The sequence below is a fragment of the Pseudomonas sp. URMO17WK12:I7 genome (genome assembly GCF_003269045.1).
GTDB classification, from domain to species: Bacteria; Pseudomonadota; Gammaproteobacteria; order Pseudomonadales; family Pseudomonadaceae; genus Aquipseudomonas; species Aquipseudomonas putida_J.
In genome coordinates, this window is sequence record NZ_QLTL01000007.1 from 280,203 (window position 1) to 292,451 (window position 12,249).

At 62.7% G+C, this 12,249-nt stretch carries 8 protein-coding genes; 3 read left to right on the forward strand and 5 right to left on the reverse strand.

From position 1 onward, the window contains the following. Window positions 1-82: 82 nt before the first annotated feature. Both desA and H040_RS12225 read left to right on the forward strand, forming a co-directional pair. Entirely contained in the window at window positions 83-1,267 is a 1,185-nt protein-coding gene (desA, locus tag H040_RS12220; protein WP_027917642.1) for a delta-9 fatty acid desaturase DesA, read from the forward strand. 139 nt (window positions 1,268-1,406) lie between these two features. After that, window positions 1,407-2,393 carry a GGDEF domain-containing protein gene (locus H040_RS12225; RefSeq protein WP_050437181.1) on the forward strand — a complete coding sequence of 329 codons (987 nt, stop codon included), beginning with the start codon at window positions 1,407-1,409 and terminating at the stop codon, window positions 2,391-2,393. Between the two features lie 26 nt (window positions 2,394-2,419). Here the strand turns inward: H040_RS12225 and H040_RS12230 are convergent, their stop codons facing one another. The 5 genes from H040_RS12230 to H040_RS12250 form a co-directional block, all read right to left on the reverse strand. After that, on the reverse strand, window positions 2,420-3,682 hold the full coding sequence (locus H040_RS12230) for a response regulator (RefSeq protein ID WP_027917644.1): 1,263 nt from the start codon (window positions 3,680-3,682) through the stop codon (window positions 2,420-2,422). A 137-nt stretch (window positions 3,683-3,819) separates the two neighbouring features. Then, window positions 3,820-5,097 carry a 4-aminobutyrate--2-oxoglutarate transaminase gene (gene gabT, locus H040_RS12235; RefSeq protein WP_027917645.1) on the reverse strand — a complete coding sequence of 426 codons (1,278 nt, stop codon included), beginning with the start codon at window positions 5,095-5,097 and terminating at the stop codon, window positions 3,820-3,822. Between the two features lie 182 nt (window positions 5,098-5,279). Beyond that, window positions 5,280-6,722 carry an NADP-dependent succinate-semialdehyde dehydrogenase gene (gene gabD / locus H040_RS12240; protein ID WP_027917646.1) on the reverse strand — a complete coding sequence of 481 codons (1,443 nt, stop codon included), beginning with the start codon at window positions 6,720-6,722 and terminating at the stop codon, window positions 5,280-5,282. 340 nt (window positions 6,723-7,062) lie between these two features. Further along, window positions 7,063-8,739 (reverse strand): aryl-sulfate sulfotransferase, encoded by a 1,677-nt coding sequence (locus H040_RS12245; protein WP_027917647.1) that lies wholly within the window; start codon window positions 8,737-8,739, stop codon window positions 7,063-7,065. Between the two features lie 17 nt (window positions 8,740-8,756). After that, window positions 8,757-11,093 (reverse strand): TonB-dependent receptor, encoded by a 2,337-nt coding sequence (locus H040_RS12250; protein WP_027917648.1) that lies wholly within the window; start codon window positions 11,091-11,093, stop codon window positions 8,757-8,759. Between the two features lie 193 nt (window positions 11,094-11,286). Between H040_RS12250 and H040_RS12255 the strand changes: the two genes are divergently transcribed. Further along, a complete protein-coding gene (locus tag H040_RS12255) occupies window positions 11,287-12,201 on the forward strand; it encodes a LysR family transcriptional regulator (RefSeq protein ID WP_027917649.1) in 915 nt (304 codons plus the stop codon). Window positions 12,202-12,249 lie beyond the last annotated feature (48 nt).

A 12,249-nucleotide genomic window follows, 5' to 3' on the forward strand; every position in this document is an offset into this window, starting at 1 on the left:
ATCTGAAAGGGTGACTGGTTTTATTTCCCCGCCAAGGGATAATCACACCTTTCTCCCTGCATTCCCGAGGGCATCTACACCTATGTGGTACAACGGTCTGCTCGACTTGTCGGCCTGGCAACTGGTTGGCGTCACCCTGCTGATGACCCACGTGACCATCGTCAGCGTCACTATCTACCTGCATCGCTACTCCGCCCACCGTGCGCTGGCGCTCAATGGTGCGCTCAAGCATTTCTTCCGCTTCTGGCTGTGGCTGACCACGGCACAGAACACCCGCGAATGGACGGCCGTGCACCGCAAGCACCACGCCAAGTGCGAAACCCCGGACGACCCGCACAGCCCGGTCTACAAGGGCCTTGGCACAGTGCTGCGCAAAGGGGCCGAACTCTACCGCGAAGAGGCACGCAACCCAGAGACCCTGCGCATCTACGGCAAGAACTGCCCGGAAGACTGGATCGAGCGCCACCTCTACTCACGCTACAAGCTCGGCGGCATCGTGCTGATGGCGGTCATCGACCTGCTGCTGTTCGGCACCATCGGCATCACCATCTGGGCGGTGCAGATGATGTGGATTCCGTTCTGGGCCGCCGGCGTGGTCAACGGCCTGGGCCACGCGGTCGGCTATCGCAATTTCGAATGCCGCGACGCCGCCACCAACCTGGTGCCGTGGGGTATCGTCATCGGCGGCGAAGAGCTGCACAACAACCACCACACCTACCCCAACTCGGCCAAGCTCTCGGTCAAGCGCTGGGAGTTCGACATGGGCTGGGCCTGGATCCGTGTGTTCTGCCTGCTGCGCCTGGCCAAGGTGCAACGCGTGGCGCCCATCGCCCACCGGGTCGAGGGCAAGGCCAGCCTGGACATGGACACTGCCATGGCCATCCTCAACAACCGCTTCCAGATCATGGCCCAGTACCGCAAGCTGGTGATCGCCCCGCTGGTCAAGCAGGAGCTGGCCAAGGTCGACGCCTCGGTACGCCACCGCTTCCGCCGTGCCAAGCGCTTGCTGTCGCGTGAAACCAGCCTGCTCGAAGACCGCCACCACGTGCGCATCGAAAGCATGCTAGCCCACAGCCAGGCCCTGAAGACCATCTACGAGAAGCGCCTGGCCCTGCAACAGATCTGGGCCCGCACCAGCGCCAACGGCCACGACATGCTGGCGGCCATGAAGGACTGGGTACACGAGGCCGAGGCCAGCGGTATCCATGCCCTGCACGACTTCGCAGCTCAGCTGAAAACCTACTCCCTGCGTCCCACCGGCGCCTGATAGCCGCTGATCGGCACGCCCCGCAACGGGGCGTGCCTGCAGGAACTTCCCCCCTGAAAATCCACTCAAACCGTGCATCGTCCGCGTGGCGGGCCGGTTCGTGGCCGCGCGCCCTATCAATGAGAACTGCTCCGTGCTCATGGCCAAGAACCTACCTCCATCCTTGTCAGGTACCCCGCCTCCTGAAGCTGCACAAACCTTGCTGGCTCTGCTCCACGCCCAGGGCGAAGTTGCCCGCCTGAGTGAACGCGAACAGCTGTACAGCTCGCTGCTCGACAGCGTCAACGCCGTGCTCTGGGCCTTCGACTGGGAAACCCGTCAGGTGCTCTACGTCAGCCCCGCCTACGAACGTATCTTCGGTCGACCGGCCAGCCTGGTGCTGGCCGACTACAACGAATGGCGCGACAGCATCTACCCTGACGACCTGGAGTTCGCCGAGCGCAGCCTGGCCCAGGTACTGCTCAAGGGCGCAGTGGAAGACCGCGAATACCGCATCCTCAACGCCAATGGCCAGGTGCGCTGGCTCAGTGACAAGTGCTACATCAACCAGCAGAGCGAAGATGACCGGGTGATCATTGTCGGCATCGCCGAGGACATCACTGAAAAGAAGCAACTGGAAAGCGAACTGCAGCGCCTGGCCACCACCGATGTGCTGACCCAGAGCAGCAACCGGCGGCACTTCTTCGAGTGCGCCCAGCAGGCCTTCGACAGCGCCCGAGAAGACGGCACGCCATTGGCTTTCCTGCTGATGGACATCGACGACTTCAAGCGAATCAACGACAGCTACGGGCACCAGGAAGGCGACCAGGTGCTGCAGCGCATCGCCGACAGCGGCAAGGCCGTATTACGCCGTGGCGATCTGTTCGGGCGTATCGGTGGAGAGGAGTTCGCGGCGGTATTTCCGGGATGCAATGCACAGGTGGCCGAACAGATCGCCGAGCGACTGCAGCGGGAAATCCAGCGGCAGAGCTTCAGCCATGGCGATGAGGCGTACAGTGTGACGGTGAGCCAGGGGCTAACCGGGCTGACCGATGAAGACGAATCGCTGGACAGCGTGTTCGCCCGTGCCGATGCGGCGATGTACCGGGCCAAGCGGCAGGGCAAGAACCGGATAGTCCGTGGCTGAAAGGGGCGCGAAGCGGCCCCGAAATCTCAAGTCGAAGCGGGTTCTTCAGGAGCAGGTGGTGCCTCCCCCTGCGGCTTCACCTCAGGGTTGTCCACTTTGCGCAACCGGCTGAGCTCAGCCAGCCCAACCTTCAGCAAGCGCGCGGTCTTGTTGCTGGCCACCTTCTCCAACCCCTGACCCGCCGGCAGGCGAGCCAATTGCCCGGCCAGGTTCAAGGCCAGGATCTCCCGTGAATACACCCCGCCACCCAGCTGATAGATCGCCGCGATCAGCTCGCGCAGGCTCAGCGGCAGGCGCCAGCGGGTGCGCAACGCCGAGCCGAATGCCGCGCCGAATTCATTGAGCGACAGCTGCACGCGGTCCTCGTCCAGCTCACCACCGGCCAGGCGCCACTCCTGCAGGCTGCGCAACACCGCCAGATCGCCCAGGCAATGCAGCAGGCCGGCGCAGTAACAGCGCTCCTGGTCCAGCTCGAGCATCCGCGCCAGTGAGCGGGCGTACTCGGCGGTGTGCAGCGAAAGGTTCCAGTAATGGGTAGCATGTTGCGTCAGCAGCGGGTCGCTCAGGCGCGCACTGCGCTTGAGGGTGAGGCCCAGGATGAGGTTCATGCTCTGGGTGCTTCCGAGCTTGTTCAGCGCCTGCATCAGCGTCTGCACAGGTGCATCACGGTGTAGGCCGGCACTGTTGGCAGCGGCGATGAGCACAGCCGTGATCTGCGGGTCGTCACGCACTTCCTCTTCGAGCACCTTGAGGTTCAGGCCCTGAGGGTTGAGCGCACGCTTGATCGCCACCTGCACGTCGGCAAACAGCGGCCCACCATCGGCGGTGGCACGGCGCTGTTCGAGGTAGGCCGGCAGGCTGGCGCCCGGCTGCAGCGGCGGCACCGGGCAGGCGATCTGCTCGCCCACGGCCAGCAAAAGCTCTTCAAGGCTCTTGCGCAGCTTGTCCAGGTTCAGTGGCTTGCTCAGGTAAGCCGTAGGGTGCAGCGGCAACGCTTCGCGCACGCTGGCGCTGTCGCTGCGCTCGCTCATGAGAATGAACGGCAGCCCCGGGCCCTTGGCGCGCACTTTGCGCAGCAGGTCGAGGCCATCCAGGCCTGCCAGTTCGCGGGCCGCGATGATCAGGTCGGGTTTGTTGGCCAGCGCCGTGAGCGCCTGCGAGCCGTCGGCGCAGACCTGCAAGCGGGCATCGCAACGCACGCTGAGCAGCATTTCGCTCAACATTTCACGTACCCAAGGGTCGCCTTCGGCGATCAGCACGCACGGTGGGGTGGGGTCTGCAGCACTCATGGCCAACTCCTGAAAATCCCTGACACACAGTCCTTCGCAGCTTCCAAGGCAAATCCTTCCACAACCATAGCGCCATGAGGCATTTCTGGGCACAAAAAAAACCCGCCTAAGCGGGTTTTTTTATGAAGCGCATCACATCAGGCGAGTTCAGCGAAGCACTCTTCGATGATGGCCAGGCCTTTGTCCAGCAGCGCGTCTTCGGCGGTCAGCGGAACCAGGATACGCAGGACGTTGCCGTAGGTGCCGCAGGACAGCAGGATCAGACCCTTGTCGCGCGCCTTGGCCACAACCTGGGCAACGGCAGCAGCGTTCGGGGTGTGGGTGCCTTTTTCGAAGACTTCCACAGCGATCATCGAGCCCAGACCACGAACATCGCCGATGATCGGGTGCTTTTCCTGGATCTTGCGCAGGCCAGTGGTCAGGTGCTCACCGACAGCCTTGCTACGGTCCAGCAGCTTCTCTTCCTCGAACACCTGGATAACGGCCAGAGCCGCCGCGCAGGCGATTGGCGAGCCAGCGTAGGTACCGCCCAGGCCGCCCGGAGCGATGGCGTCCATGATCTCGGCCTTGCCGCACACACCGGCCAGCGGGAAGCCGCCAGCGATGGACTTGGCGAAGGTGGTCAGGTCAGGCGCGACGCCCATTTGTTCCATGGCGAAGAAGGTGCCGGTACGGCCAGCGCCGGTCTGCACTTCGTCGGCGATCAGCAGGATGCCGTGCTTGTCGCACAGTTCGCGCAGACGCTTCATCAGCTCTTTCGGCGCAGGCAGGAAGCCGCCTTCGCCTTGTACTGGCTCGAGGATGATCGCGGCGATGTCGCGCGGCTCGGCGTCGTTCTTGAAGATGCGCTCGACCGAAGCGATGGCGTCGTCAACGCTGACACCGTGCAGCTCGCTCGGGAACAGGGCGCGGAAGATGCCGCCTGGCATCAGGCCCATGCCAGCGGAGTACGGCACGACCTTGCCGGTCAGGCCCAGGGTCATCATGGTACGGCCGTGGTAACCGCCGGTGAAGGCGATCACGCCAGCGCGGCCAGTGGCGGCACGGGCGATCTTGACGGCGTTTTCAACGGCTTCGGAGCCGGAGGTGACCAGCAGGGTCTTCTTGTCGAAGTCGCCTGGGACCAGCTTGTTGATCTTTTCGCACAGCTCTACGTACGGTTCGTAGGCCAGCACCTGGAAGCAGGTGTGGCTGACTTTGGTCAGCTGCTCTTGCACAGCTGCAACCACTTTCGGGTGCAGGTGGCCAGTGTTCAGTACTGCGATGCCGCCGGCGAAGTCGATCAGTTCGCGGCCTTCAACGTCGATCACCGTAGCGTTCTTCGCGGACTCGACGAAGATCGGGTGGATTTGGCCGACGCCACGTGGGACGGCGGCTACACGACGTTGCATCAAGGATTCGTTGGTCTTGCTCATAATGCCCTCATTTGCGCCGATCAGCGGCGCTTTTATTCGGGGGTGGCTGGGAGTGCTCGCGAACAGTATTCGTTGATCGACTGCCGTAAACGCCCTGGCCACCAGGTACTGCGATGTCAAAAAGGCCAGCGAGACGTCGCTCTCGCGCCCCGCTGGCAGAGGTAAAACCGTTTACCCGGCGATCAGACGCTGATGCACAGGTATTTGATTTCGAGGTAGTCCTCGATACCGTATTTGGAACCTTCACGGCCCAGGCCCGAAGCCTTGATACCGCCGAATGGCGCGACTTCGTTGGAGATCAGGCCGGTGTTGATACCCACCATGCCGTATTCCAGGGCCTCGGCGACACGGAACACACGGCTCATGTCACGGGCATAGAAGTACGAGGCCAGGCCGAACTCGGTGTCGTTGGACATGGCGATGACTTCGGCTTCGTCTTTGAAGCGGAACAGCGGCGCCAGTGGGCCGAAGGTCTCTTCTTTGGCGACAGCAGCGGTTTTCGGCACGTCGACCAGGATGGTCGGCTCGAAGAAGTTGCCTTCGATCAACTTGCCACCGGACAGCACCTTGGCGCCTTTGCCAACGGCGTCTTCGATGTGTTCCTGGACCTTGGCGACAGCCTTGCCGTCGATCAGCGGGCCAGTGGTGGTGCCTTCTTCCAGGCCGTTACCGATCTTCAGCTTGGCGACAGCAGCGGCCAGCTTCTGGGCGAACGCGTCGTAGACGCCGTCCTGCACGTAGATGCGGTTGGCACAGACGCAGGTCTGGCCGTTGTTACGGTACTTGGAGATGATCGCGCCCTCGACTGCCTTGTCCAGGTCGGCGTCGTCGAACACGATGAACGGGGCGTTGCCACCCAGTTCCAGGGAAACCTTCTTGATGTCCTTGGCGCATTCTTCCATCAGCTGGCGACCGATTTCGGTCGAGCCGGTGAAGGACAGTTTGCGTACCAGGGAGTTGCCGGTCAGTTCGCCGCCAACTTCGCCAGCGCTGCCGGTAACGACGCTCAGCACACCAGCCGGGATGCCGGCGCGGGTGGCCAGCTCGACCAGGGCCAGGGCGGAGTATGGGGTCTGCGAAGCAGGCTTGAGCACCATGGTGCAGCCAGCGGCCAGGGCAGGGCCGGCTTTACGGGTGATCATCGCGGCCGGGAAGTTCCACGGGGTGATGGCCGCGGTAACGCCGATTGGCTGCTTGATGACGATCAGGCGCTTGTCTGGCTGGTGACCTGGGATGGTGTCACCGTAGACGCGCTTGGCTTCTTCGGCGAACCACTCGATGAACGAGGCCGCGTAGGCGATTTCGCCCTTGGCTTCGGCCAGCGGCTTGCCTTGTTCGGTGGTCATCAGGCGAGCCAGGTCGTCCTGGTTCTCGATCATCAGTTCGAACCAGCGACGCAGCTTGTTCGAACGCTCCTTGGCGGTCAGTGCACGCCAGGCCGGCAGGGCCTTGTCGGCAGCTTCGATGGCGCGGCGGGTTTCCGCGGTGCCCATCTTCGGCACGGTACCGATGACTTCACCAGTGGCCGGGTTGGTCACATTGATGGTCTGGCCGCTGTCCGCATCCAGCCACTCACCGTTGATGAAGGCTTGCTGGCGGAACAACTGAGCGTCTTTGAGCTGCATGTCGGCTTCCCGAATTGTTGATTGTTTGAAAAGCGCCCAAGGCAGGGCATCGAGCGTTTGAAATCTCAAACGAATGCTAAGCGGCTGCTGGGGTGTTGGACAATAGGCTGTTCGAAAAAAAGAACGAATGGTTGAACACCCTGGGCAAAAATCCATGATTCTGCACAATGGCAACTGGCCTTTTCGCGGGTAAACCCGCTCCCACAGGTACTCCACAGGCACTGAAAGCCGTGGAGATCCTGTGGGAGCGGGTTTACCCGCGAAGAGGCCGGTACAGGTTAGACGATGCTGCTGAAGGAAATGTGATGGGAGGACCGACGGCCCTCCCGGCAGGAATCGATCAGAATGCCTTGGCCAGGTCGATCACCAAGGCCCGGTAGCCAACGGAGCCCGGCTGGCGGCTGTGCACCTTCAGTTCCACCAGCACCTCTTGAGTGCCGCGGCGCACTTCATTGAGCACCGTGGTGGTGAGCTTCTCGGGCGTGAGGAAATTCACCGACGCCGAATAGATGAACTGGGTATCGGTCTCTGGCCGGTAGGCAACCACCGAGGTCACCGGGCTATACCACTCGTCGCCGCGCTCCTTGCCATACGCCCAGACCTGCTCGACCGTGCCCTTGGCTTCATCGATCTTGTACTCGACCGCCCGGCTGTAGTTGCCGCTGAGCTTGGTCGGGGCAAAGTCGCGGCCCCAGCCGTTGTCGAACACCGTCAACGTACCTTTGCCGGTGAGCCAGGCCGTGTGCTGCGTCCACGACCAGTCGAAGCCTTCGCTCTGGACGGGGGTCAGCACCTTCTCGCGCAAATGCTGTGGCCAGCCTTGTGGAGAAGCGAGGATCCACTTCACCTGCTTGTCGCGACCGATCTTCACCACGCCCTGATGACGCGCTGAAACGATAATGCTGTCGTCATCGGCATCGTAGTCAATGGCATTGACGTGCGCCCAGTTACGCCCGGTGCCCACGCCAGGGGTATCGCCGAACGGCAAGTCGCCCTCGGCCAGTTCGTTGGCCAGCCGATCATCCTGCTTCTGCACACCTTCGGGCAGCTGGATCGCCGCCTTGCCCAAGGTTTCCAGCAAGTCGCCGCGATAGGGGTCGAGAATCTGGTTCAGGTCCCAGAAGTCCAGCACGTCGCCGGTTTCGTCGACTTCGATGATGTGGTCACGGATCGAGCGCACCCGCTTGCCATCGGGGCGACGGTAATCGCTGGTCCCCACCCGCAGCAGGTACGTACCGTTGGTCGTTTCGCGGATCTCATGGGAGAAGTCGGCGAACTTGTCCGGCAGGTTGCGCTGCCAGATGCGCCGGCCCAGCAGGTCAAACTTGGAGTAGGTCTGGCCCTGCCCCCAGATCAGCTTGCCATCGCGGGTCTGCTGGAAACCCATGGTCCCACCCAGGCCGTCTCGGCGGTTGGAGTCGTGGATCTGTTCGATGTCCAGGTACCAGCGCACGTCGCCATTGCTGTCGGCGATCCAGTTGTTGCCCACCTGGTCCCATTCGGCGGCGCCGCCCAGGCCGTTCCACTTGAAGGCGCGGCCGCCGGGGATATCACCTTGCAGATGGTTGAACAGGTACAGGCGCTGCTCGAAGCCTGGCGCCACCTTGACCGGCTCCACCTCCGGCAGTGCGGCGGTCTGTTTCGCCACCACCGGCAGGCGCACGGCCGGGGCGTAGATCTGGTACTGCTCGCGGATGCGCTCGCCGTCGAGCTTGTAGGTCACTTCCACCTGGTTGACGTGGTCCGGGTACAGGCCGAATACCGGGATGCCGCCGTAGGTCCACAGCGAGCGTTCGGACACCTCGTAGGCAATGTCCACACCGCGCTCGCCCTTACCGCGCACCCGCACATGGGCCGCGCTCAGGCTGCGCCCACCGTCGCGGATGATCGCGGTCAGCGGCGCCAGGCGGTAAGGGTTGACCACCACATCGCCGAGCAGCGCCTCGGCGCGCTCCGGGACTTTGGCAGTGAGGCAGGCGCCTTCAGGCAGTGCGGGGGTTTCAGTCTTGGCATTCATGGCAAAGCTCCTTGTGCTCAGAAGTCGTAACGGGCAGTGGCGCCGAAGGTGCGCGGGGTACCGAGCACGCCGGCATAACCACCGTTGGCGGAGTTCCACAGGCTGGTGAAATAGGTCTTGTCGCCAGCGTTCTTCACCCACAGCGACAGGTCGACCACGCCGTCGCCCTGATCCAGGCGCACACCGGCGGAGAGGTTGACCAGCGCATAGCTGGGGATCTGGCCGAAGTCGGAATCGTCGATGGTGCCCACCGCCCTAGAGCGGAACGCGTAGCTGGCAGTGACGTAAGGCTCGACGTGCTGGCTGGCTTGCCACGTGTATTCGCCGTTGAGGTTGGCGATGTACTTGGAGGCGCCGACCACCTGGTGGCCGGACAGGTCGCAGGTGGCGGTGGCATTGGCCAGGCTGACTTCCGGTGGGCACGGTGCGTCGTCGTACTTCAGGTAGCGCACATCGTTCCACGAGCCGTTGAAGTTCACCGTCAGGCCGCTGATCGGCAGCGCCGTGGCCTCGAACTCCAGGCCGCGCGAACGCACGCTGCCGGCGTTGGCCAGGTACTGCACGCGGTTGATCTGGTCGTAGACGTTGGCCTGGTAACCATGCACCTCGGTCCAGAACAGGTTGGTGTTGAGTTGCAGGCGGTTGTCGAACAGCGTGCTCTTGAGGCCCAACTCGGCGTTGTTGGCCCGCTCGGTACCGACCAGTAGTGAGTCGGTGCCCAGGCGTGGCGCGGCGCCAACAGTGAGGTTCACGCCCCCCGACTTCTCGCCGTGGGTCAGGGTGGCGTAGCCGAGCAGTTGGTCGTTGAAGCGGTAGCTCAGCCCCAGCAGTCCGGAAGGGCTAAAGCTGTACTGGTTGAGATCTCCCGAATCGTAAGCCCCCACCCTGCCCTGGCGCGCAGCAGCGGCAGCCCCGGTAACTGCCGCACCACCGGTTGGTGCATCGCGGGTCACCCAGGCGCTCTTTTCCTCGTAGGTGCCGCGGATGCCGGCGGTGAAGTCCAGGCGGTCGGTGAGGTGCCAGGTGCCTTGGGCGAACAGCGCGTAGCTGTCGGTATCGATATGGCCGTCGCCAAGGGTGTTGACGTTGTTCAGTGCGCCGGCCGGGGTGATGTTCCAGATATCGGCCTGCGGGCCGTAATAAGTGAAGGATTTGTTGTCCAGGTCCTGCTTGAAGTAGTACGCGCCCAGCACGTAGTCGAAGGCGCCACCGGTAGGCGAAGCCAGGCGGATTTCCTGCGAGTACTGCTTGTCGCGCACCGACACCCCGGCGCTGTAGAACACCGGCACATTCAGACCGTCGTCGTTGCGCGGGGTAAAGTCCCACCAGCGATAGGCGCTGATCGAAGTCAGGGTGAAGTCGTTGGGCAAGGTCCAGTTGGCCTCCACCGAAGTACCGCCCTGGAACACCGTTACCTGTTGGTCGGCATCGAAGTTGACCTTGCGGTCCTTGCCCGACACAAGCGTGGCGCCAGCCTGGGCGGCCAGGCTTTCATAGCGGTTGACGCCGTTGATGGTCGGCCCGGTGCTGTACAGGCTGAGGATGCCGTTGTTGGAGTCCTCTTCGTTGTATTCGCCGATCCAGCGCAGGTTGAAGGTTTCGCTCGGTTTGAACAGCAACTGGGTACGAAAGCCCTGGCGCTTGCCGCCGTTGAGTTCGTCGCCGTTATGGATGTTCTTCACATAGCCATCGTCTTCGGTGTGATAGGCGCTGATACGGCCAGCCAGCGTCTCGGTGATCGGCCCGGAATAACTGCCCTGGGTCTGCAGGTAGCCGTCCTCGCCAATCGATTGCTGGACGCTGCCTTCTGTATGAAAGGTTGGCTTGCGCGTGGTGATGTTCAGCACGCCCGCTGTGGTGTTCTTGCCGAACAGCGTGCCCTGCGGGCCGCGCAGCACTTCCAGCTGCTCGACATCGAGCAGGTCGAACACTGCCATGCCCGGGCGGCCGAGGTAGACGTTGTCCAGGTAGATACCGACGCTGCCTTCCAGGCCATCGCTGGCCGGGTTATTGCCCAGGCCCCGGATCGAGATGCTCGACTGGCGTGCATGCACATAGGCGACGTTGGTGCTGGGCACCAGCTGTTGCAGATCCTGCACACGGTAGATGCGCTGGGTTTCCAGGGTTTCGCTACTAAGCACGCTGATGGGCGTGGGCACGCTCTGCGCGGTTTCTTCGCGGCGGCGGGCATTGACCGTGACCGTGCCGAGCTTGGCCTCCTGTTCCACAGCCGGGGTAACGCTGACGGGTTCTTCGGCGAAGCTGCCGTTGGAAGCCGCCAGCAACACGCCGGCGGCCAAGGGTTGCAAGGCAAAACGCGACGCGCGCGCAGGCCAACGGGAAAGTCCAGTCATGCAAATGCTCCTTGAGGCATGGGCCCTGGGCGAGCATTTCCGTTGGCGGAACCGAATCGCGGTCAGTCGGGCTTATATTCTTTTAAGAGATATAAATATTTGTAATTCATATTTTGTGGAATAAGTAACACCCTTTATAAGGGGACTCGCCCTTGTCAGCAATTGCATTTGACCGAAGGTTTTAATGTAGAAAATGCATATCGATCTGCGTCAGTTACGCCACTACATTGCCCTTGTCGAGCACCGCAGTTTTGTCGCCGCAGCCGCGGCGGTGAACCTGTCGCAATCGGCCTTCAGCCGCAGCATCCAGACCCTGGAGCACAACATCGGCTGCCGCCTGGTCGACCGCGCCAGCAAGGAACTGTCACCCACCCGCCAAGGGTTGCTGGTGCTGGAGCACTCGCGGCGCCTGGTGCATGGCGCGCATAACCTGGTCAACGAGATTCATCAGTTCAATGGCGCCACCACCGGCGTGGTGCGCTTCGGTTCCGGCCCAGCGCCCGCTGGCGGGCTGGTGCCGCGGGCGGTGGCGCGCTTCGTTGCCGAATACCCGGCAGCGCGCACTTGCTTCCAGGTGGATCACTGGCAAGCGCTGAACCGCAAGCTGATCGCCGAGGAGATCGAGTTCTTCGTTGCCGACACTCGCCAGTTCGAGTCCGACCCGGATTACCGGGTGCACAAGCTGGCCCCGCAGCGCTGGCACTTCTGCTGCCGTGCCGGGCACCCGCTGACCGAGCAGGCTGAAGTGCGGGCACGGGACGTATTCGATTACCCGCTGGCGACCACGTTCCGGCCGCCGAACATCCGCAAGATCCTGAGCGACCTCAGCGGGCGCCAGGACTTTCTGCCCACGGTGGAGTGCGAGCATGGTTATGCGCTGCTGAATGTAGTGAGGCATTCGGACACCATTGGCATCGCCTGCAATGCAAACTTGCGGCCTTACCAAATGGAAGGTGGGCTGGTCGCGTTGAAACTGGTGGACCTGGCAGCGGATCAGGAAGAGGCGTTCTATACCCGCTATGGGGTGGTGAGCCGGGTGGGATATGGCTTGTCGCCATTGGCTCAGGGGCTGGTCAGGCAGCTGATTGCCTGTGATACCGAGATCTAGAGATCTGACCGCAATCCCTGTGGGAGCGGGTTTACCCGCGAATGCGAT

Excerpts from the sequence above, each read along its gene's own strand:
- gabT (WP_027917645.1), bottom strand. The coding sequence starts at position 5,097 with ATGAGCAAGACCAACGAATCCTTGATGCAACGTCGTGTAGCCGCCGTC.
- H040_RS12250 (WP_027917648.1), bottom strand. The coding sequence starts at position 11,093 with ATGACTGGACTTTCCCGTTGGCCTGCGCGCGCGTCGCGTTTTGCCTTG.
- H040_RS12230 (WP_027917644.1), bottom strand. The coding sequence starts at position 3,682 with ATGAGTGCTGCAGACCCCACCCCACCGTGCGTGCTGATCGCCGAAGGC.
- gabD (WP_027917646.1), bottom strand. The coding sequence starts at position 6,722 with ATGCAGCTCAAAGACGCTCAGTTGTTCCGCCAGCAAGCCTTCATCAAC.
- H040_RS12255 (WP_027917649.1), top strand. The coding sequence starts at position 11,287 with ATGCATATCGATCTGCGTCAGTTACGCCACTACATTGCCCTTGTCGAG.
- desA (WP_027917642.1), top strand. The coding sequence starts at position 83 with ATGTGGTACAACGGTCTGCTCGACTTGTCGGCCTGGCAACTGGTTGGC.
- H040_RS12225 (WP_050437181.1), top strand. The coding sequence starts at position 1,407 with ATGGCCAAGAACCTACCTCCATCCTTGTCAGGTACCCCGCCTCCTGAA.
- H040_RS12245 (WP_027917647.1), bottom strand. The coding sequence starts at position 8,739 with ATGAATGCCAAGACTGAAACCCCCGCACTGCCTGAAGGCGCCTGCCTC.